The sequence below is a fragment of the Gimesia fumaroli genome, from assembly GCF_007754425.1.
Classification (GTDB): Bacteria; Planctomycetota; Planctomycetia; order Planctomycetales; family Planctomycetaceae; genus Gimesia; species Gimesia fumaroli.
In genome coordinates this window covers 2,488,372-2,509,101 of the sequence record NZ_CP037452.1, presented here as the reverse complement: position 1 = coordinate 2,509,101, position 20,730 = coordinate 2,488,372, and the positions used below count along the sequence as shown (strand labels likewise).

At 49.0% G+C, this 20,730-nt stretch carries 18 protein-coding genes; 11 read left to right on the top strand and 7 right to left on the bottom strand.

Features of this window, described 5'->3' with window-relative positions; all coding sequences use genetic code 11:
* Positions 1-28: 28 nt before the first annotated feature.
* Together Enr17x_RS09635 and Enr17x_RS09630 are read right to left on the bottom strand one after the other, a co-directional pair.
* The gene (locus Enr17x_RS09635; protein ID WP_145308168.1) at positions 29-460 is read right to left on the bottom strand and encodes a hypothetical protein; all 432 of its coding nucleotides are present in this window, start codon (positions 458-460) and stop codon (positions 29-31) included.
* Between the two features lie 58 nt (positions 461-518).
* Positions 519-1,511: a DUF1559 domain-containing protein gene (locus Enr17x_RS09630; protein ID WP_145313967.1), complete on the bottom strand. Its 993-nt coding sequence runs from the start codon at positions 1,509-1,511 to the stop codon at positions 519-521.
* A gap of 500 nt (positions 1,512-2,011) precedes the next feature.
* On the opposite strand from Enr17x_RS09630, the gene Enr17x_RS09625 reads away from it, so the two are divergent.
* Positions 2,012-2,635: an FMN-binding negative transcriptional regulator gene (locus tag Enr17x_RS09625; protein WP_145308166.1), complete on the top strand. Its 624-nt coding sequence runs from the start codon at positions 2,012-2,014 to the stop codon at positions 2,633-2,635.
* Positions 2,636-2,656: 21 nt separating this feature from the next.
* Here Enr17x_RS09625 and rny read toward each other — a convergent pair whose 3' ends face one another.
* The gene (rny, locus tag Enr17x_RS09620; protein ID WP_145308164.1) at positions 2,657-4,204 is read right to left on the bottom strand and encodes a ribonuclease Y; all 1,548 of its coding nucleotides are present in this window, start codon (positions 4,202-4,204) and stop codon (positions 2,657-2,659) included.
* A 988-nt stretch (positions 4,205-5,192) separates the two neighbouring features.
* Here rny and tilS point away from each other — a divergent pair.
* The 6 genes from tilS to Enr17x_RS09590 all read left to right on the top strand — a co-directional run bounded on the left by tilS (position 5,193) and on the right by Enr17x_RS09590 (position 12,935).
* Positions 5,193-6,269, top strand: coding sequence for a tRNA lysidine(34) synthetase TilS (tilS, locus tag Enr17x_RS09615; RefSeq protein WP_145308163.1), 1,077 nt, complete (start codon positions 5,193-5,195; stop codon positions 6,267-6,269).
* 281 nt (positions 6,270-6,550) lie between these two features.
* A complete protein-coding gene (locus tag Enr17x_RS09610) occupies positions 6,551-8,116 on the top strand; it encodes an MFS transporter (protein ID WP_145308161.1) in 1,566 nt (521 codons plus the stop codon).
* Between the two features lie 293 nt (positions 8,117-8,409).
* Entirely contained in the window at positions 8,410-9,639 is a 1,230-nt protein-coding gene (locus tag Enr17x_RS09605) for a threonine synthase (RefSeq protein ID WP_145308159.1), read from the top strand.
* Positions 9,640-9,681: 42 nt separating this feature from the next.
* A complete protein-coding gene (locus Enr17x_RS09600) occupies positions 9,682-10,632 on the top strand; it encodes a hydroxyacid dehydrogenase (RefSeq protein WP_145308157.1) in 951 nt (316 codons plus the stop codon).
* Positions 10,633-10,650: 18 nt separating this feature from the next.
* On the top strand, positions 10,651-12,048 hold the full coding sequence (locus Enr17x_RS09595; protein WP_145308155.1) for an MFS transporter: 1,398 nt from the start codon (positions 10,651-10,653) through the stop codon (positions 12,046-12,048).
* 74 nt (positions 12,049-12,122) lie between these two features.
* Positions 12,123-12,935: a sulfite exporter TauE/SafE family protein gene (locus Enr17x_RS09590; protein ID WP_198001070.1), complete on the top strand. Its 813-nt coding sequence runs from the start codon at positions 12,123-12,125 to the stop codon at positions 12,933-12,935.
* On the opposite strand, the gene Enr17x_RS09585 is transcribed toward Enr17x_RS09590, so the two are convergent.
* Both Enr17x_RS09585 and Enr17x_RS09580 read right to left on the bottom strand, forming a co-directional pair.
* The gene (locus Enr17x_RS09585; RefSeq protein ID WP_198001069.1) at positions 12,932-13,627 is read right to left on the bottom strand and encodes a TIGR04282 family arsenosugar biosynthesis glycosyltransferase; all 696 of its coding nucleotides are present in this window, start codon (positions 13,625-13,627) and stop codon (positions 12,932-12,934) included. The two genes, Enr17x_RS09590 and Enr17x_RS09585, sit on opposite strands and share 4 nt — an antisense overlap.
* Positions 13,591-14,334, bottom strand: coding sequence for a TIGR04283 family arsenosugar biosynthesis glycosyltransferase (locus Enr17x_RS09580; protein WP_145308150.1), 744 nt, complete (start codon positions 14,332-14,334; stop codon positions 13,591-13,593). The genes Enr17x_RS09585 and Enr17x_RS09580 overlap by 37 nt, the downstream gene beginning before the upstream one ends.
* Positions 14,335-14,598: 264 nt before the next feature.
* On the opposite strand from Enr17x_RS09580, the gene Enr17x_RS09575 reads away from it, so the two are divergent.
* The 4 genes from Enr17x_RS09575 to Enr17x_RS09560 all read left to right on the top strand — a co-directional run bounded on the left by Enr17x_RS09575 (position 14,599) and on the right by Enr17x_RS09560 (position 18,703).
* Positions 14,599-15,777, top strand: coding sequence for a methyltransferase domain-containing protein (locus Enr17x_RS09575; RefSeq protein WP_145308148.1), 1,179 nt, complete (start codon positions 14,599-14,601; stop codon positions 15,775-15,777).
* Positions 15,778-15,831: 54 nt separating this feature from the next.
* On the top strand, positions 15,832-16,872 hold the full coding sequence (gene arsS, locus Enr17x_RS09570; protein ID WP_145308146.1) for an arsenosugar biosynthesis radical SAM (seleno)protein ArsS: 1,041 nt from the start codon (positions 15,832-15,834) through the stop codon (positions 16,870-16,872).
* Between the two features lie 572 nt (positions 16,873-17,444).
* A complete protein-coding gene (locus Enr17x_RS29550) occupies positions 17,445-17,714 on the top strand; it encodes a hypothetical protein (protein WP_198001068.1) in 270 nt (89 codons plus the stop codon).
* A gap of 167 nt (positions 17,715-17,881) precedes the next feature.
* A complete protein-coding gene (locus Enr17x_RS09560) occupies positions 17,882-18,703 on the top strand; it encodes a purine-nucleoside phosphorylase (protein ID WP_145308144.1) in 822 nt (273 codons plus the stop codon).
* Between the two features lie 17 nt (positions 18,704-18,720).
* On the opposite strand, the gene Enr17x_RS09555 is transcribed toward Enr17x_RS09560, so the two are convergent.
* Together Enr17x_RS09555 and Enr17x_RS09550 are read right to left on the bottom strand one after the other, a co-directional pair.
* Positions 18,721-19,743 (bottom strand): NAD-dependent epimerase/dehydratase family protein, encoded by a 1,023-nt coding sequence (locus Enr17x_RS09555; protein WP_145308142.1) that lies wholly within the window; start codon positions 19,741-19,743, stop codon positions 18,721-18,723.
* Entirely contained in the window at positions 19,740-20,684 is a 945-nt protein-coding gene (locus Enr17x_RS09550) for a UDP-glucuronic acid decarboxylase family protein (protein ID WP_145308140.1), read from the bottom strand. The genes Enr17x_RS09555 and Enr17x_RS09550 overlap by 4 nt, the downstream gene beginning before the upstream one ends.
* Between the last annotated feature and the right edge of the window lie 46 nt (positions 20,685-20,730).

Below are 20,730 nucleotides of genomic sequence, written 5' to 3'. Positions count from 1 at the left end.
TCTTTACAGAATACAAAGGGTTGCAGCATTATTCCATTTTAAAGACGTATTGATTTCCCCCCTCTTTGACATCCGCGCGCAAGTCACTGGTTTCAATAGCACGATATTTCTGAGGGATATTTTCATATTGGGGAGTCGGCTTAGACGCAGGCGGGGCTCCGGCAACCTCTTCGACAAATGGAGGCGCAACAGTGACAGTATAAGTTCCGATCTCAATTCCGTCGGGAATGGTAAATAGACCGTTACCGTCAAGGTCTGCGGGAGCCGCGATGCCAGTCTGCTCTGAATAAAACGTCACGACACCTTCGGTAACCGGTTTCTGCTGAAACAGCACCTCGCCGGTCACGTCTCCTCTAGGAATCCCTCGAGGGTTGTTGCCTCCACATCCTGCAATAACAAGTAAATTGAACATCACACACAGCGCACAAAGGGGGCTCCACTTTTTATCAAATAACTTCACGTCTCACATTCCTATCAAGGTTAACTGGCGAAAAAATAATTGCCGTGTAAATCAGGTGTTAAAACTCCCCGAGAACAACACCGTCATCTTTGGAGCCAAGTGCCCGGAACGTGCCGTTATCTAGATTTTCACTGAGGAACCGCACTGCACCATCCCCCAAAAGGACGTGAATCCCCCCCGTATGATAAGAATTCAAAACCGTATTATAGCTGTAAGTGGTTGTCGTGCCGTTCGGCTTGGAATTCAGGTTGATCGCATAACGAATGGTTGAGACGCCTGCGACAAATAGACTGGCAGAAGTAATCTGAGCGGGGCGCTGCGTATTATTGTAAAAGCCACTCCAGCCCCCCTGATAATTGGATCGTAAATCTTCCGTACCGATCGCTCCAGACTGCTCACTGATGACGATGGTATTGGAAGTACCATCGGTGATATCACGCATCTTTGTGTGACCGTTAAAGAACAATACGCCGTTCTCACACGCCGAACCACGGCCACCAAAATCGGGAGAACAGACATTCGTACGGCCCGCAGGATCGGGGTAAGAGCCCATGACACCCACATAGTCATGGGTCTGACCAAGTTGCGCATTATTCAGAGTCGGAGAGGTCGCATTATTCGTTGAAGACAGTGCACTGGAGGGACATTTGAAAACCGGGATGGTCAAGCCAGCCAGAATACCAAAATTGGTCCCGTATGTTCCTAGCGCAATCGAATCATTACGTTTTCCTGCAAAACCATCTAAATTCGTCGGTTGCACCTTCGTGACCTGGTTATAAAGCGCAGTCTGATCCAGATTGGGAAGCAGGCTGAAGCGCCAGTTTCCTTTGTGATACGGCGACTGGGCACCGATGGGAAAGCATGAATACACATCATGATAATTGTGCATCGCGATTCCCAATTGTTTCATATTATTCTTGCAGGTCGACCTGCGCGCCGCTTCTCGTGCCTGCTGAACGGCTGGTAATAACAGGGCAATCAGAATCGCGATAATTGCAATGACAACTAATAACTCAATCAAAGTAAAACCAGAACGATGCTTCTTCACAATCACATACTCCCTCTACCGCACTCGTAATTAATATGAATACTGAGAAATAAAACATATCGACATGAACAAAAGGTACCACAATGTCCCATCCCTCTGAATTCGCGCACCGAGCCTGTGCACTTTGATTTTTGCAGAGGGATCAAGACATTACAATATATTTACTTACCTTTATTAAAATTTGATCAGTCAAAATATTCCCCTTCCATTTTGATCTACTGTATGAATTTCTGATCGACTGAATGAAAACACCTCATCTTAAAGCATTGAAATAACTAGATTTCTCACATTTTTCTGATGCACGATTCTGAAAAGCTGCGTTTCGGCGGTTCAGGTTTGCCCAATTTAGCGACTGCATACGTTACCCCAATCTCCCCTCTGTTGAACCTGTCTCTCGAAAAAGTTGTCCTGTAACCATTGCCGATCAAACCAGATACAATCTACAAATTTGCGAGTGATTCCCGGATTCTTGATTCAGAAAATATTCTAACGGAGCGCTATCGATGTATGTGCCTGCTTCTTTTGCCGAAACAGACCTTAACGTACTGCATCAATTTCTAGAGCAACATAGTTTTGCGACACTGGTCACTCAACAGAATCATGGGCCACTCGCCAGTCACCTGCCGCTCCTGCTGGATCGCAATACGGGAAAACAGGGGCAACTTCTGGGACATTTTGCCAAGGTCAATCCTCAAAACAAAACAACACAACAAGAGCAGGTACTGGCCATTTTTCATGGTCCCCACGCCTACATCTCTCCCACCTGGTATGAAGCGGCCAACACGGTACCTACCTGGAATTATCAGGCCGTGCATGTTTATGGCCGATATTCTGCGATTGATGATCCTGATGAATTAAAAGCCGTCATCGAAAAAACAGTGACATTCTATGAAGCGTCTGAGAAAACTCCGTGGTCGATGCAGAATGCAGACCCGGATTTCATCGATCAACTCCTGCAAGGCATCGTCGGCTTTAAAGTTGAGATTGAACGTATCGAAGGCAAATTCAAACTGAGCCAGAACCATCCCGTGGAGCGGCGGGAAAAAGTCATCAAGGCCTTAAAAGAGCAACGCCACGATGACTCGCAAGCCATCGCGGCGCTGATGCAATCTCAGTTACCCCGCTGACGGGGAACTCTGTCTTTTTGATTAACGGGCATACTCGACCGTACGTGATTCCCGCATCACGGTGACGCGAATCTCACCCGGATAGGTCAACGTATCTTCAATGGCTTTGGCGATATCCTTGCACATCTTTGCTGCTTCGCGGTCGTTCACCTGGTCGGCATCCACAATCACGCGGACTTCGCGGCCTGCCTGAATCGCATAGGTATGATCCACTCCCGGAAAACCACATACGAGTGTTTCCAGCTCTTCCAGACGACGCACGTATTTTTCCAAAGTATCGCGACGAGCCCCGGGACGCGATGCCGAACAGGCGTCGGCAGCAGCGACCAGCACGGTATAGATATAGTCGGGCCGGATATCATCATGATGTCCGGCGGCGGCATGCACGACTTCCTGCGACTCGCCATAACGTTTTAATAACTGCGCCCCGACAGCAGGGTGACCGCCTTCCATTTCATGGTCGGCCGCTTTTCCAATGTCATGAAACAAGCCACAGCGACGGGCAATCGTTCCATCCAGGCCCAGTTGCTCTGCCATAATCCCGGTCAAAGCAGACACCTCAATCGAATGCCGTAATACATTTTGACTGTAGCTGGTTCGGAAATGCAATCGCCCCAGCAAGTCGACAATTTTTGGATTCACACCAGAAATATTCACTTCCTGGCAGGCACTCTGCCCCATAGTCTGAATGTATTCTTCCAGTTCTTTCTGAGTTTCCTCGACGACTTCTTCAATGCGTGCCGGGTGAATTCGCCCATCGTTGACCAGTTTCTGTAGCGACATTTTTCCGATCTGTCGCCGGACATTGTCAAAGGCAGAGACCACAACCACTCCGGGCGTATCATCGACGATCACATCCACGCCGGTCGCTTTTTCAAACGCACGAATATTGCGCCCCTCGCGACCGATAATCCGGCCTTTCATCTCTTCTTCAGGTAAATCGACAGTGGAAACGGTGGTTTCTGCAACATGTCCTGAAGCAAACCGCTGCACTGCCATGCCGATGGTCTCGCGGGCAATTTTGTCACAACTTTGTTTCAGTTCATTCTGATGCTTCAGAATGAGTGCACCCGTCTCATTTTTGAGGTCTTTATCCAGACGGTCCAGCAGCATTTGCGATGCGGTTTCCCGATCGAGACCACTGATTTTAAATAACTCTTCCTGCTGTTTTTTCAGAGCCCGTTCCAACTCCTGCTCTCGGGCTTCGACCGCTTTGGAACGGGATGCCAGCTTGGACTGGGTTGTCTGTATCATCGCTTCTTTTTTGAGGAAGTCTGCCTGTTGATCCTCTAACGCGTTCTCTCGCTTGCTAAGCTTCTTTTCAACGGCCCACAGCTCTTCACGCTGCTTATTGACTTCTTCCTCAAGCGATTCCCGACGCTTCAATAATTCTTCTTTGGCTTCCAATTTCTGGCTTTTGAGCAGATTTTCCGAATCGAGTTCCGCCTGTTTCAAAATCTGAGCATAAGACTGGTAAGCAGATCCGCGGCGAATGCGGTCTATGAAATAACCAATGACGGCCCCGACAATGAAGGCCAGAGCAGACCCAATAGCGACTTGAGTAAACATATTCCAGGTGCTTCCTATGCGCCTATGGTGAAAAGCCCCCTTCCTGTCAAATACCATTTGGCGTTGGTAATACAACAGAGACAAAATCGCACCTCCCTGCCCTCACCTGTTTCAGGATCAGACCAGCTAAGTACGAATCATGTTGTCAGGAATTTCTTTAGAATGACAGGAGCGTCAGAGAGTTCCCAAATCGAATATGTCCGAAAGAAGAAATGAAATCTATTGACATACTTTAATTTTAAGCAATCCAGATCAAGGTGATACACTTACAACAAACTATGGCCCGTGCTTATTTCAGCTTAACGACGTTTAAAGCACCGTCGGTCAGAGCGCACCTTGACTGGCACGCGCAACCGTAACTCGACTCCCAAATAAGACAACAGACGACGCACAATCTCGCTTTTCTGAGCCAGCTGAGTCAATGACTCAGCATCCAGAATGTGAGCTCTCGTCAATTGAGAAGGCTCCCGTGAACGAAGCAGCGTCGGCAATACCCTCACCCATTTGGTGAGAAGAACATAAATTGCAAGAATTGTCTCATTGAGAATACCAAACATTGTTGATTCTCCAATTCAACCGAACCTGGGACTACTTTAGAAACTCGTAAATCACAGCCACTGATTGTTCAAATCAAAACCAGTCTCTGCGACAATGCTCCCCATCAAGCATAAGAAATGCCCAAAGGAAACTTAAAAGTAAAAAAACAATGAAACTATTATGAAAAGCAAACTCCGCGACATCCAGCAAAAAACGATCAACATCTTCTCATTCTTGAGTATTGAATGCCCCTGGAAGGATGAGATGAAAATACGCGTAACTGGAATGACAGTGGAAACTTCTCGTAAAAATCCTTTTTTATGGTAACAAGACATTTCTGGTTTCGATAGTATATAGTTGGAAATATTGGCCGAAAGTCCAATCTCAAACTGAAGCCTTCCACACTGCACTTTTCAAAATCTTACTCACTTTTCAGAATTCCCGTTTTCCGATGCATCAGTTTGTCCAAGCAGTGAAACAGGGTTTGCTCGAATGCCAGCGGCGAATTGATGCGGAACTCTCAGCAGAAAAAAACATTAGTCCACCCCTCAATTCAAACGAGAATTGTACGCTGATTGCGGTCTCAGGTGGGGCAGACAGTGTCGCTTTGATGCGGGCGTTAGCCCAGCTCACCAAGCCCAATGCCGTTACTACGCCTCCGGAATCTCTGGTAGTCGCCCATCTGAATCATGGCTTACGGGAAGAGATTTCCGATGCGGATGCCGCCTGGCTGGGTCAGGAATGCGAACGGCTCTCTCTTCCTTTTGTGACTGAAAAGCAGGAACTGCATCTGACACGACAGGAATCAAATGAAGGTTTGGAAGAAGTCAGCCGCAAAGCACGCTATGAGTTTTTAGCCCGTGTGGCCTTCGAACAGGGATGCACACAAATTGCCGTCGCGCACACGCGAGACGATCAGGCCGAGACGGTATTACATCACCTGATCAGGGGAACGGGAATTGCCGGCCTGAGAGGAATTCCCCGTATTCGCTCGCTCCCAAAAGGCCTGTTTCTGATCCGTCCGATGCTGGAACTCAGTCGCGATGACGTACTGCAATATTTAAAAGACTGCGGTCAAGACTTTCGCACGGATGCGTCCAACAGCGACCTGAGCTTCACCCGTAACCGGATTCGGCATCAATTAATTCCCTTATTAAAAAAAGAGTTTAACCCCAATGTCGCACAAGCCGTCCATCGGCTCGCGCATCAGGCAGAAGAAGTCACTGCAGTCCTCGCAGAACAAGTCGATCAGATTCTGTCAGAAGCGACGTTAGATCAAAACCAGGAAACCTGGCGCTTAAACTGCGACGTCTTCCAGGATGTTCCAGACTATCTGATTCGTCAATGCTTTCTGCAGATCTGGCAACGGATGAGCTGGTCCAGAAAACGCATGGGCTTTGATCACTGGCAGCGGCTACTCATGCTGACTCGCTCCGATCAGAAATTGAGCCTGCCTGATGGGGTGGAAGCAGAGCGGCGGGAACGATTACTTATTTTACGCAAGTTAAAAAACACCTCTTCTGTGTAAGTTGGTCGATTCTCACAAACATTCGCATTCCGACATATGTATTGTGGAAATCCTGATCACGGTTGGTTAGAATCTGGCGTTGCTGATAAAAACATAACACGGTTTTCACGAAATCATTATTGTTTAGACGAAAGCCTGTTGTACGTTATTGTCGTGTGATCAAGACCATTCGAAGCATCCATTCCTGATCTGCATTCGATCTTTTCGCTTCTGAATACGCAATTCTTGTAATACACATTGCACTTACTTACTCGCCCTGTTCAATCAAAGAAGTCGCAGCTATGAATAACAACAAACCACTGTTTATTGCGAGCTTTATGACGCTCATCGCCGCCGGCGTGGGATTCGCAATTCGAGGAGGCATCCTGGCAGACTGGGGAGCCCAGTACGGGTTTACCAAATTCGACCTGGGTACGATTACCGGTGGGGGACTCGTCGGTTTTGGTATTGTAATTCTGTTAGCCAGTCTGATCACGGATAATGTTGGTTATAAACCGATTCTGCTGCTGGCGTTTATTCTGCATGTTCTTTCCGCGTTGATTACGTTCGCAGCCACTCCCATTTTTCACGCGATGGGTAAAGATGCGACATACTGGTGCCTGTATATCGGAATGTTTATGTTCGCAGTTGCCAACGGTCTCTGTGAAGCCGTGATCAACCCGCTGGTCGCCACGCTCTATCCTAAAAAGAAAACCCACTACCTGAATATCCTGCATGCTGGCTGGCCTGGCGGATTGATTGTCGGCGGGATCGTGGCAGCCGTCTATGTCAAACTAAAAGGTAGTGTTCCTGGTCTTCGCTGGGAATATCCCATGGCGGTCTTTCTGATTCCAACTCTGATCTACGGTTTCATTGTGATTAAGCAGAAATTCCCACTTTCGGAAGCCAAATCAGCTGGTGTCAGCTTTGGACAGATGCTGATGACATTCGCCAGTCCTTTGCTACTCTTCTTACTCTTATTACAAGCCTGTGTCGGTTATGTCGAACTGGGAACCGACAGCTGGATCGCCAGCATTACTGAATCCATCCTGAAGAAACAAGGAGAAGGTCAGGGACTGTATCTGTTTATCTATGCGTCATTGATCATGTTTATCCTGCGTTTCTTTGCTGGTCCAATTGTGGAAAAAATTAACCCACTGGGCCTGCTTTGCATGAGTGCCTGCTTCGGGGCATTGGGATTATACATGATTGGAAGCTCTACCCAGGCTGCTATGGTCTGGCTCGCAGTCACCGTGTATGGTCTGGGAAAAACCTTCCTCTGGCCAACGATGCTGGGTGTGGTTGGTGAGCGGTTCCCTAAAGGGGGCGCGATTACCATGGGTGCGATGGGCGGCATCGGGATGCTCTCAGCCGGCCTGCTTGGTGGACCGGGAATCGGGTATAACCAGGATTACTACGCAACCCAAAAACTGGAACAGCTCTCCCCGGAAGCGTATGAGCGTTATTCCGCTGAAGACAAAAACGGCTTCCTGTTTTTCCCGGCGATCAAAGGTCTGAATGGTTCGAAGGTGAGCATCCTAAATAACGACGGTAAAGATCTGGAAGCAAAGGTGGAGCAACTCAAGAAAGAGAAAAAAACAGACGATTATATTTCGAGCCTGAATCAATGGTGGCAGGGTGCCGAGCAATTTGCCGCTGAAGACAAAGAGCCCGTTGATCAAGCTGGTATTTTTGGAGGTCGCATGGCGCTGAAGTGCACTGCTCTGGTACCTCTCTTCATGGCCTTTGGATATTTTATCCTGGTCCTGTACTTCCGCTCCAAGGGTGGTTATCAGGTTGAAGTTCTGCATGGCGAAGAGCCGGTTGGTGAACACTATACCGGTGGTGTCGAAGGACCGATCGAATAACCGTTGGAAATTTGAATCGAATGAATTTTCAAACGGCCACCTGAATCCGGGTGGCCGTTTTTTCTTGCACAAAAATAACTTCTGAACATCATGATTCAGGCAGACTCACTTCAAGGGTAAATCGGTGAACATCGTTTTCGTCACCTTAAAACCGCATGTGTCTCGCCCCAGAAACATTCAACAACGTCGATGGGTTGACATTTTGATCAATAGCTGGATAACAGAATTATGTTTTCATAATGAATTACCATCTGATTGTTTTTGATATTTAGTTGGATAACAGGTTTCTCCCCATGCTCGATTCATTTCCGGAGTCTCAAACTTTTGTCACCCATCTCGAATGTGGGATGGAACATGACCACTATGCAGCAGATCAATTACACGGCCTTTCCAAGGCTGGCAAACCGCTGCTGGTCAAATATGATTTAAATGCGCTCGCCCAGTCAGTCTCGAAAGAAGATCTGGCAACCCGCCCGGCAACGCTCTGGCGGTACCGTGAATTTCTCCCCGTTCGCAAATCAGAAAATATTGTAAGCCTGGGTGAAATTCACACACCTTTGATTCCGGTCCCCCGCCTGCAGGGCGGCAACGGCTCGGTCTGGATCAAAGACGAAGGACGGCTGCCAACAGGTTCCTTCAAAGCCCGCGGCTTGTGTATGGCCGTTTCGATGGCTAAAGAACTGGGCGTCACCAAAGTCGCCATGCCGACCAATGGGAATGCTGGTGCGGCGCTGGCCGCTTATGGCACCCGGGCCGGCATGAAGTCGTTTATCTTTTGTCCTGACGATACTCCTGAAATCAATGTACGTGAAATTGCCGCTCAGGGAGCACATGTCTGGCGGGTCAACGGCCTGATCAATGACTGTGGCAAGATTGTCGCACAAGGCAAAGAACCGGTCGGCTGGTTTGATTTCTCGACCCTCAAAGAACCCTACCGCATCGAAGGAAAAAAAACGATGGGATTGGAACTGGCCGACCAGATGGGCTGGCAGGTACCCGACGTCATCTTTTATCCGACCGGCGGTGGAACCGGCCTGATCGGGATGTGGAAAGCCTTCAACGAACTCAAAGAAATCGGCTGGCTCAAAGGCAAACTACCCCGGATGGTCGCCGTCCAGGCAACCGGTTGTGCGCCGATGGTCAAAGCCTATGAAGCAGGCAAAGAACACGCCGAACTTTGGGAAAATGCACATACGGTCGCAGCAGGAATTCGGGTTCCCGTCGCCGTGGGTGATTTCCTGATTTTACGTGCGGTCAGAGAAAGCGAAGGCTTTGCCACCGCCGTCAACGATGAGCAAATCACGGCTGCACTGGATGAAGCTTCTCAAAAAGAAGGCTTCCTGATGTGTCCGGAAGGTGCCGCCACCTATGCTGCTTATAAGCAGGAACTGGAATCAGGGCGAGTCAGTCCGGATGAAAGTGCCGTCCTGTTTAATTGCGCATCTGGATTAAAATATGAACTCCCCCCGGCTGATCAGGCAATCAACATCAATCAGCCCGTTGACTACTCTCTTTTTGTCTGAACAACAAAACCAAGGTAATCGCATACAGCGGGAAGTAGAAATATGAGTGATATTCTGGTAACAGAGAACATTCAGGGCGCATCCATGGTTCGTCTCATCGATGATCTCGATGTCGAATTTGACGCGTATCTGTGGCAGAACCGAGACTTGCTAAAGCAGAAGCTCCAGAATGCCAAAGCACTGATTGTCCGAAACCAGACGCAAGTCAATCAGGAACTCATTGACGCCGCCCCGCAGTTAAAAATCATTGCCCGGTCTGGCGTGGGCCTGGATAATGTCGACACAGAATATGCCCAGGAAAAGGGAATCACCGTCTGCTTCACTCCTGATGCGAATTCACTGTCCGTAGCAGAATTAACCATCGGCTTGATGCTGGCCTTGTTGAGAAAAATTCCTGAAGCACGGCAGGATACTCTGACAGGTGGCTGGAATCGACTCAAGTTCACCGGCTCTGAACTCTACGGGAAAACATTTGGCCTGATCGGCATGGGCCGCATCGGCTCTCTGACAGCGACTCGCGCTCGCGCCTTTGGTATGAACATCATCGCGGTAGATCCTTTCCTGGCCGCTGATGCCCCCGCGCTCAATAGAGTTGGCGGGAAACTCGTCTCACTGGATGAGTTGCTGGCCGAAGCTGATGTCGTCTCCTGTCACAGTCCGTTAACGCCCAATACACGAAAGATGTTAACCTATTCGCACTTCTCTCAGATGAAACCGGATGCCTGTTTTATCAACACCTCACGGGGGGAAGTCGTTGATGAAAAAGGTCTGATTCAGGCACTCCTGGAACACAAACTGGCGGGGGCGGCACTGGACGTCAGAGAAACAGAACCTCCGCAGCAAAGCCCGCTGAACCAGATGGAAAATGTCATCCTAACGCCCCACATCGCCGCCTTCACTGTAGAAGCCCAGGAGCGCGTGGTCGATTCCGTGTGCGAAGACGTGCGACTCGTACTAAGCGGAAAAGCGCCGATCAATGTTTTTAAACCTTAACGATAAAGTGCCAGCCTGATGCCAAATGAACTGAAAGAAGATAAGTGGTACCACGGGATTTCCCGTTACCAGTGGCTTGTCCTGACAATTGCCTCCCTGGGCTGGGTGTTTGATGTCTTCGAAGGGCAGATCTTCGTTGCCAGTATGAACGAAGCAATGCCTTCTCTTGTCGCCCCTGAGACAACCAAGGGGCAACAGGCACTTTATAATAATATTGCTCTCGGCGCCTTCCTGATCGGTGGTGCCTTGGGCGGAATTGGCTTTGGTGCTTTAAGCGATCGGATTGGTCGTAAAAAAACGATGTCACTGACAATTCTGTTCTACTCGTTTTTCACCTGCCTCTCTGCCTTTTCACAGGACTGGTGGCAACTGGCCGGCTTCCGCTTTCTGGTGGCACTCGGCGTCGGTGGCGAATGGGCGGTCGCCAGTACCCTGGTGGCGGAATCCTTTCCCCCGAAAGCGCGTGCCCGCGTCGGCAGTATTTTCCATGCATCCAGTGTTTTGGGAACTTACCTCGCAATTCTGGCGGGGGCATTTATCATCGGCAATGAAAGCATCCAGGAATATGCCAGAGAAGCAGGACACCCCAGTCTTCCCTGGCGAATTGGATTTGCATTAGGGGTCGTGCCCTCATTTCTGATCATCTGGATCCGCCGTTCCATGAAGGAACCAGAGTCCTGGCAACACGCCCAGGAAGCTGCGAAAGAGGACAGCAGCCAGAAGATGGGAACCATCTCTGATTTGCTCCTGCCAGAATTTATCAAGAGTACCTGTATCGGCGTACTTCTGGCCGCGATTGGCCTGGCAACTTTCTGGGGCGTTCACATTTACGGCAAGAATGTATTTTTAAATGCGGTCAAAGCAGATTATGCCGTCGAGCACTTTCAAGATCAGCCTGACGTTCCTGCAGAAGAAACAAAAGCCTATTTTGAAACGATCAATCCGACTTTGAAAAAATGGGAGATGCTGGGCATGTTTCTCGCCACGACGGGCGGCGGTCTCGGTCTGTTGGCATTTGGGCCGATCTGTGAATGGTTCGGGCGGCGTGGTGCCTTTTTCCTGTTTCATGTTGGCGGGCTCATCAGTTCGATCATCCTGTTCCAGGTACTGAGCAATACTGTGGTCATTGGTTGTTTCTTGCCCGTGTTTGGGTTTCTGACACTCGGGATGCATGCCGGCTATGCGATCTATTTCCCGGAATTATACCCCACACGCCTGCGCGGAACCGGAACGGGCTTCTGTTTTAATGCAGGCCGTATTCTGGCAGCCCCCATTCTGTTTATTGGTGGCTGGATGCAGAAAGACTGGGGCTATACAATGGCGCAAACAGCAACGATCCTAAGCATGCTGTATATCATCGGTGCCATCCTGCCTTACTTTGCAAAAGAAACCAAAGGCAGCGCCCTGATGGAATAATACCTTCCCCACCGCGTTCACTCCGCTTTACCGAGTCATGACACTGGATGACTCAATTTGACTTGTATAAAATAATGATGTTTTCTGACCCACAGTTGTGGTTATTCGTACTTTCCGTTGTGTTCATTTCCGCGTTTATTCAGGGAATCATCGGCTTTGGCTATGCCATCGTCGCAATGGCGGTCCTGCCGCTGGTGCTCAATTTTCGCGAAGCGAATTTACTGGTCGCGTTCAGCATCGTACTCCCTGTGATCTGGATTTTCTGGGGCTATCGCAAGCAGTCTGATCTCAAACTTCTGTCGGGCGCCATTCTGGGATCTCTGGTCGGCCTGCCTTTAGGCCTGCTGACATTCACTCTGATTGACCTCGACTATCTTGTACGTGGCACAGGCCTGGTGATTCTTTTGATCGTTATCGACGGCTTTTTCCAGAAACCACCCCAATTGGTGGAAGGCCCCCCGAAAGCCTCTTCCATCTGGAGCACCTTTGCCGGCTTTTGCAGCGGCTTCCTGGCTGGTTCCACCAGTATCGCCGGCCCCCCGATTGTCATCTACGCGATTCGTCAGCCTTGGACGCAGGACCAATACAAAGGATTCATTTTCGGATTCTTCATTCTAATCTCTGTCACACGCATCATCGGATTGGCGTTAATGGGCTTTGCCCAAACGCCGGAACTATTAACCTCCGTGATCATTGTCCCGTTTGTCTTTCTGGGAATGAAGCTGGGCACACTGGTCGGGCCACGCATTAATCCGGTTGTGTTTAAACGCTGCCTGCTCTCGCTGCTCGCGATCAGCTCGCTGTATATGTTGATCCAGGGAAGCTCTGAAGAATTACCGGCCCCCGAACTGGAGAAAACGATCGAACAAGATCGGAACGCTCTCTAATACTCTAGGAAATTTTGCTGCCGAATCCAATCCAGCACCTGTCGTTGTTCCGGTTCTAAGCTCGTTTCGTCGCCTGCTTCCTGAATGATCGTCTGTAACTCTTGCACAGTATCAACGTCAGTCAGAACAGGAAGCCGATAAACGTTCCCCTGCCCCTCCAGCTGCGCGAGCAACATCTCTCCTGTGTTCGCAGCGCTATAAGGCACATTAAGCCACGTTTCCCGAGACAGACAAATGGGAGTACCAAATAAATAAAAACCGCCATCGTCGGCAGGGCCCATCACAAACTGCGGATGTTCTGCAACGTTTGCCAGCCGATCGACGGCGTCTGCCAGATAGTCCACCGGAAGCTGCGGAGCATCTGCTCCCAGAAAAATGACAAATTCGTGTGTCTCAGAGAGAACCTGATTTACGTGCGCCAGACGCGTTCCCAGATTTCCTGTTCCTTGAAAGATAGTTGAAAACTGATTCCATAACGGATCTGGGAGCGCTGCTTCTTCCGCGACTGCCCAGTAGGGAGTCACCTGTTTCTGTTGTGCCACTTCCTTTACGACCGCCGCGACCGCAGCTGCGGAAAGACGATGAAACTGCTCCGCCTGCGCTTGACCAATTGTTTGTGCCAATCTGGTTTTCAAAGGTGAAAACCCGGGAGTCTTCACGAAGATGACGATGGCGCCTTGCCTTGAAACCATGAACCAATACGTTCTTTTATTAAAAGTAAAAACTGGGGGACTGCCTGGCGAATCGTCAGCCAAAGATGTTTGACGGTCATTTTGAACCAGCCCTGCTGCTGGTATTTTCGGGCGCTGGTTGAAATCGCAGCCCCCGTACATTGTAAAGCAATTCCTTTTCGTCTGGCGTTCCAGACCAGCAGATGGTCTTCTCCGTACGAAGCTTTTTCATCGAAACAGCCTAGCTCCTGAAACAGAGCACGACTCAAACAGAGACCTTGATCTCCAAAAGGAATTCCTAACACATGCGAACGAAAATATACGCCCCACGTATTCAGCTGCATTAAGCAAAAACTCTGATCCTGAAATTTCAAATTGAAATAATGTAATGCGTTGGGATGCGATTTCAAAGATTGGATCAGCCTTTGAATCCCGGTTTCACGCAGACCTGAATCCGCATGCAAAAACAACAGGTGAGGCCGAGTCGCCTGAGCCGCACCATAATTCATCTGATGTGCTCTGCCAACCAAAGTCTGATACCAGTGGCTGCGTTCCTCAAGCTGAAATTGATGTATCAACTCCGAAAACTCGGCTGGCTGTTCACCATTTGAGACGAAAAGAAACTCTGACGAATCTGGAAACGAGGTCAAATCGGCAATGAGCGTCTTCCAGCAATCGTCCCCGTACAGCACTGGAATGATGACGGAAATCTGATGTTCTGAATCCATTTTCCGTTATTAACCTCATTTTTTTGATACGAATCTGTAAAATGTGATTTGCTTCACAGTTTTCGCGTCCATATTAACCCATAATCCGACCATCAAAAAGTCGTCCCCTCTCTGGAACAACAATGTTTCTCGAATTCTCTGACATGATTATACTATCATCTCTTTTAGATTATTCAGACAATCAGCTTTCACACAAAAGCATTGATCAGGTTCTTACGAGAATTCAACAGACGGAAATTGGAATTGAAAGGAACTCGAAACATCATGAATTCAGCAAACACGCAGGCTCGTTCAACTGAAGAAGAATCTGTTTACTCGCGTTACGCCAATGCTGCCAATCAGAAAGAGCAGGCTCTCTGCTGTCCCGTTGAATACAACCCGGAATATTTATCAATCATCCCCGATGAAATTCTGGAACGCGACTACGGCTGTGGCGACCCGACACCTTACCTGTCTGCCGGTGATACGGTGGTCGACCTGGGATCGGGGGGCGGTAAAATTTGTTATATCGCCTCACAGATTGTTGGTCCCGAAGGAACCGTAATCGGCGTTGACTGCAATGCCGAGATGCTGGCACTTGCCCGAAAATATCAACAGCAGGTGGCCGATCAACTGGGATATTCAAATATCGAATTCCGCTGTGGCCTAATACAGGATTTAAAGCTGGACCTGGATCAACTCAATCAGGAACTGTCTGCCAATCCGATCGACAATCACGACCGCTGGCTGGAAATGCGCAACCTGGAAGAACACCTGCGTCGTGAAACCCCGATGATCGAAAACAACAGTGTCGACTGTGTGATCTCGAACTGTGTTTTAAACCTGGTGCGTGAAGCAGATCGGAGCCAGCTTCTGCAGGAAGTCTTTCGCGTGTTAAAACGTGGTGGTAAAGCCGTGATCAGTGATATTGTCTGCGATGAAGATGTTCCCCAGCAAATGCGAGAGGATCCGACACTCTGGTCAGGTTGCCTCTCTGGGGCATTTCGTGAAGATGCCTTCTTGAAAGCATTCGAGGAGGCCGGCTTCCATGGCATTCAAATTCTCAAACGGGAAGAAACACCCTGGCAAACAATCCAAGGTATTGAATTTCGTTCAGTGACGGTATCCGCCTATAAAGGCAAACAAGGCCCCTGCCTGGAACGTAATCAGGCGATGATCTATCAAGGACCCTTCAAGAAAGTCGAAGATGACGATGGTCATGTTTATGCGCGTGGAGAGCGCATTGCTGTCTGCGATAAAACGTTCCAACTTCTGCAAGCCGCACCTTACCAGGGGCAGTTTTTTCCCATTGAAGCGTATCAGAACATTCCACTCGAAGAGGCGCAAGAGATGGATTGTCGGCGGAATGCCGTGCGACACCCTCAGGAAACCAAAGGGAAAAACTATGATCTGACCAGCCAGATTATGGACTCCTGCTGTAGCCCTGACAGTGATTGCTGCTAAATAGACTGACGACGCAGCTCCTCGCTTTTTGATTCTCCGTTTTCGGAAAGACTTATGGCTCCACTCACCCTGCTCCGACAACATAGTAAGCTGGCCGATCCCCGGGAGCAGCTGCGCATTCTCAATAAAGAAACACAACAGCCTGCATTCAACCAGCAACTGGAGCAGTATCAACTTCCGAAACTGCAGGCCAGCACAATCACGACGCTGCAGGTCAATCTGGGAAAACTTTGTAACATGACCTGCGATCATTGTCATGTCGATGCGGGACCTGATCGTAGAGAAATTATGGACCGTGAAACGGTAGGACAGTGCCTGACCGCGCTGGAGCATCCCGGTTTTCAGACACTGGATCTGACCGGAGGGGCTCCTGAAATGAACCCCCACTTCCGGGAAATGGTAAAACAGGCGGCCAGACTCAATAAACAGGTCATAGATCGATGCAACCTGACGATCCTGCTCGCCCCCGGTTTTCAGGATCTGCCCGAATTTCTCGCCGAACATCAAGTCGACATCGTCGCTTCGCTCCCCTGTTACCTGGAAGAGAATACTGATGCACAACGAGGAAACGGGGCGTTTCAAAAGTCCATCCAGGCTTTGAACGCATTGAATTCACTCGGATACGGAAAGTCCGATTCCCCCCGCAAACTGACATTAGTTTATAACCCTGTAGGATTCTCCCTGCCTCCAGATCAATCACAATTGGAACAAGCCTACCGGCGCGAGCTGAAAGAACGATTTGATATCGAATTTACCAACCTGATCACAATCACCAACATGCCGATCAGCCGCTTTCTCAGCGAACTGGTCAGCCAGGGTCGGACAGAAGAATATATGGAGCGTCTGGTTAACGCATTCAACCCGGTAACGATTTCTGGTCTGATGTGCCGCTCCCTGATTTCAGTCGACTGGAAAGGATACTTCTACGACTGTGATTTTAACCAGATGCTGAACCTGCCCGTTGCCGTCCCTGCCCGAAAGCACATTCGCGATTTTCACTATCAAGATCTGGCAACCAGGGACATCGTAACGAATCAGCACTGCTATGGTTGCACCGCGGGCGCAGGCTCCAGTTGCGGCGGTGCCATCAGCTAGCCTGACTCCCTTTTTGACCGTCTCTCCAGGCGTCCTCACAGAGCTTCTTTACTGCAATAAAACCGGTTTAAAACGGGCCACATACCGCTCCTGAAATCCCAAGTTCCCCCTGCGACACTCCCACATCCTCACGCTCTGGCGGTGGTCCTTCCCTGAGTTAAGTCTCTTTAAATATTTGGTGAAAAACATGTCAGCTTCTGATTCGATAAATAGCGCTAACTCAAGCCTGGCAAACAGACTATTCATTATATCACCACTCAATTTTTCTGGAAAATCCCTTTACATGTAACCTTGTTTTTTCGTGCCACTTCTTCAAAACGGCGTTTTTTTCCTCATGAGATTCGACCGTGCTGACGGAAATAGCTCTATATATTGGCAGTTCATTTTATTCGCACTTGACAAAGCAAATTAAATATAATAATGGAAATATCTGAACAACATATTTCCTTGGAAAAGCCCCTCGATTCTTGCCAGTATCCTACAACTGACTATTGACATCGGGCTTTTATTATCGATAAAAAACCATTAAGAAATTTGGAAAGATTTCACCAGGAAACCACGAGGATCATACTGTGTTATTAGCTGATTCAACTCTAATCGAATCCCCTGAAGAAGAACTTGAAACATTCGCCGATGAACCGGCTGTCATCTTTATGTCACTCGACGATGACGAAGAAAACATTGGCTTCGATGACTTGGAAGACATCGACGATGACGATTTCGACGACGATGATTTCGATGACGATGAAGAAGAAGAAGAGGATGAATTCGACGATGAAGAAGAGGATGAGTTCGATGACGAATTCGACGACGATTTTGATGACGACGACGATGATTTTTAAATAACATCAGTCATACTTGAAATGCGCTCGCCAATAATTTCACGATTTGGCGAGCCACTGTTTTTTCCCCCCCCTGTCTGCACCACACAACTTACTCTTCTATCAGCCATCTGAGTATTGTTGCAACCATCGGCCACCTGAAATTTACAACGGAAGAGTACTCCCCCATGCAGGAATTGGTCGAAAAAATCAATGATGCGATTGAATATCTGAAACCTCAAATACAGCAGATGCCCCGCATTGGTTTAATCCTGGGGACGGGGCTGGGTGACTTCAGCCAGCAAATCAAACGTGATGCTTCAATCGCTTATGAATCGATTCCTCACTTCCCGCATTCCACAGTGGAATCGCATGCAGGACAGCTCGTATTCGGAACGTTGAACGAAACTCCGATTATTGCCATGGAAGGCCGATTTCACTATTACGAAGGTTACTCAATGAAAGAAGTAACTTTCCCTGTCCGCGTCATGCAGGCACTGGGTGTCGAAACTCTGATTATTACCAACGCATCCGGGGGGATGAATCCACAGTATCATCTGGCCGATATCATGATCATTGAAGATCAGATCAATCTGATGGGCGACAACCCGTTACGCGGGATCAACGATGATCACCTGGGCGTTCGCTTCCCTGACATGAGTACTCCATATGACCGGGATTTAATCAATCTGGCAGAGCAAAAAGCACTGGAACTTCAGATTCGTACACAAACGGGGGTCTTTGTCGCTGTCGCCGGTCCCAATCTGGAAACTCGTGCAGAATACCGCATGCTGCGACTGATGGGCGCTGACTGTGTCGGCATGTCGACGGTTCCCGAATGCATCGTAGCCAACCACGCCTCGATGAAAGTGCTCGGCCTTTCAGTAGTCACCGACCTATGCCTGCCCGACGCGCTGGAGCCGGTTGATATCAGCAAAATCTTGAAAGTCGCTGCCGAGGGTGGCCAGAAACTGGCACGACTGATCCCTCAAATTATTGACCAAATCTGAGCACAGGCGATGTCAGTTCACTGAGTTGAGCTGTAGTAAGACAGATACCACTCTACAAATCGATCAATGCCTTCCTCAATCGAAGTGGAGGGAGAGAAACCGACTGCCTGCTGAAGTTCGGAGATATCCGCATACGTTTCCAGCACATCACCGGGCTGCATCGGATAATTATCACGAATCGCCGGTTTGCCAATCCGCTGTTCAATCACATCGATTAGTTGAGAGAGTCCCACTGGCTGGTGGTTCCCAATATTATAAAGCCGGTAAGGCGCTTCGGTCTGTTCATCAGTTTCAGCGGGCGTGCCCGTTGATGCTGCCTCATCCCGAGACGGAATGTCATCCAACACGCTCAATACGCCGTTCACAATATCGTCCACATAAGTAAAATCACGTTTTAAATTTCCGTGATTGAACACTTTAATGGGCGTCCCTTCCAGAATTGCCTTGGTAAACAGAAAGACGGCCATATCAGGCCTCCCCCAGGGACCGTAAACGGTAAAAAAACGTAACCCCGTTGTAGGCAAATCATAAAGATGACTGTAGCTATGGGCGATTAATTCATCGGCCCGTTTCGTCGCAGCGTACAGACTGACCGGATGATCTACACGATCATGCGTGGAATACGGCGTTTTCCGATTTGCACCATAAACTGAACTGGAGGAAGCGTAAACCAGATGTGCCACCTGATGGATTCTGCAGAGCTCTAATATATTGACAAAGCCCAAAACATTACTTTGCACATACTCCAGCGGCTTGAGCAACGAATTACGCACTCCGACTTCTGCAGCCAGATGAACCACTTTTTCAAATGCCGCCTGGTCGAAAACACGCAACATTGAATCGGTATCAGTAATATCGGTCTCAATAAACTGAAACGACGAGTCATGCTGAATCTGATTGATGCGGGCTTGCTTTAACTGCACATCATAGTGACTGTTGAGATTATCAACGCCCGTCACCTGATGACCGAGGGACAACAACTTGGACGTGACGTGAAACCCGATAAAACCGGCTGCACCAGTCACCAGTATCTGGCTCATGCTGTTTCCTGCTTCATAAGGTCCTGATAATAAGCAACCGTCTTCGTCAGCCCTTCTTTCAAAGAAACTTGAGGCTCCCACTGCAAGAGGTTCCGTGCCTTGGTGATATCGGGACAACGCTGCCGGGGGTCATCGGTCGGCAGAGCCTCGTACTCCAGCTGTGAATCAGAATCAACGACCTGCAGAACGGCTTCCGCCAGTTCAAGCATACTGTTTTCAACTGGATTCCCCAGATTAATGGGGCCGGTGGTCTCATCCTGCTCCATCATTTTCAGAAAGCCATCGATCAGATCGTCAACATAACAGAACGAACGCGTCTGCTCGCCGTTACCATAAATGGTCAGGGGTTCTCCCCGAAGTGCCTGATTGATGAAATTGGAAATCACCCGACCGTCGTTCGGGTCCATTCGCGGACCATAAGTATTAAAGATTCGTACAATCCGAATCGGTACCTGATGTGCCTGGTGATAATTCATACACAACGATTCTGCGATGCGTTTCCCTTCATCGTAACAACTTCGGGGACCTAGAGGATTGACGTGCCCCCAATACTCTTCAACCTGCGGATGGACAGCCGGATCGCCATACACTTCAGAAGTCGATGCGTGCAACACCTTGGCTCGACAGCGTTTTGCCAGCCCCAGCACATTCACCATACCTACGGTTGATGTCTTGATGGTTTTGATCGGGTTGTACTGATAAGCCACTGGAGAAGCAGGACAGGCCAGATTATAAATTTCACTGGCTTCCAGGTAGATGGGATGCACAATATCGTGCCGCATCAGTTCGAACCGGGGATGGCCCATCAAATGCGCAATATTCTGCTTACTGCCTGTAAAGAAGTTATCCAGGCAGATGACGTTTTTCCCCAGTTGGATCAGTCGATCACAAAGGTGACTACCCAGAAACCCGGCTCCCCCGGTCACTAAAACAGAATTCATCAGTTATCCTACATCCTTTGTACGTTGATTCAACTTCGACGAATGG

Excerpts from the sequence above, each read along its gene's own strand:
- Enr17x_RS09625 (WP_145308166.1), top strand. The coding sequence starts at position 2,012 with ATGTATGTGCCTGCTTCTTTTGCCGAAACAGACCTTAACGTACTGCAT.
- rny (WP_145308164.1), bottom strand. The coding sequence starts at position 4,204 with ATGTTTACTCAAGTCGCTATTGGGTCTGCTCTGGCCTTCATTGTCGGG.
- tilS (WP_145308163.1), top strand. The coding sequence starts at position 5,193 with ATGCATCAGTTTGTCCAAGCAGTGAAACAGGGTTTGCTCGAATGCCAG.
- Enr17x_RS09610 (WP_145308161.1), top strand. The coding sequence starts at position 6,551 with ATGAATAACAACAAACCACTGTTTATTGCGAGCTTTATGACGCTCATC.
- Enr17x_RS09605 (WP_145308159.1), top strand. The coding sequence starts at position 8,410 with ATGCTCGATTCATTTCCGGAGTCTCAAACTTTTGTCACCCATCTCGAA.
- Enr17x_RS09600 (WP_145308157.1), top strand. The coding sequence starts at position 9,682 with ATGAGTGATATTCTGGTAACAGAGAACATTCAGGGCGCATCCATGGTT.
- Enr17x_RS09595 (WP_145308155.1), top strand. The coding sequence starts at position 10,651 with ATGCCAAATGAACTGAAAGAAGATAAGTGGTACCACGGGATTTCCCGT.
- Enr17x_RS09590 (WP_198001070.1), top strand. The coding sequence starts at position 12,123 with ATGATGTTTTCTGACCCACAGTTGTGGTTATTCGTACTTTCCGTTGTG.
- Enr17x_RS09585 (WP_198001069.1), bottom strand. The coding sequence starts at position 13,627 with ATGGTTTCAAGGCAAGGCGCCATCGTCATCTTCGTGAAGACTCCCGGG.
- Enr17x_RS09580 (WP_145308150.1), bottom strand. The coding sequence starts at position 14,334 with ATGGATTCAGAACATCAGATTTCCGTCATCATTCCAGTGCTGTACGGG.
- Enr17x_RS09575 (WP_145308148.1), top strand. The coding sequence starts at position 14,599 with ATGAATTCAGCAAACACGCAGGCTCGTTCAACTGAAGAAGAATCTGTT.
- arsS (WP_145308146.1), top strand. The coding sequence starts at position 15,832 with ATGGCTCCACTCACCCTGCTCCGACAACATAGTAAGCTGGCCGATCCC.
- Enr17x_RS09560 (WP_145308144.1), top strand. The coding sequence starts at position 17,882 with ATGCAGGAATTGGTCGAAAAAATCAATGATGCGATTGAATATCTGAAA.
- Enr17x_RS09555 (WP_145308142.1), bottom strand. The coding sequence starts at position 19,743 with ATGAGCCAGATACTGGTGACTGGTGCAGCCGGTTTTATCGGGTTTCAC.
- Enr17x_RS09550 (WP_145308140.1), bottom strand. The coding sequence starts at position 20,684 with ATGAATTCTGTTTTAGTGACCGGGGGAGCCGGGTTTCTGGGTAGTCAC.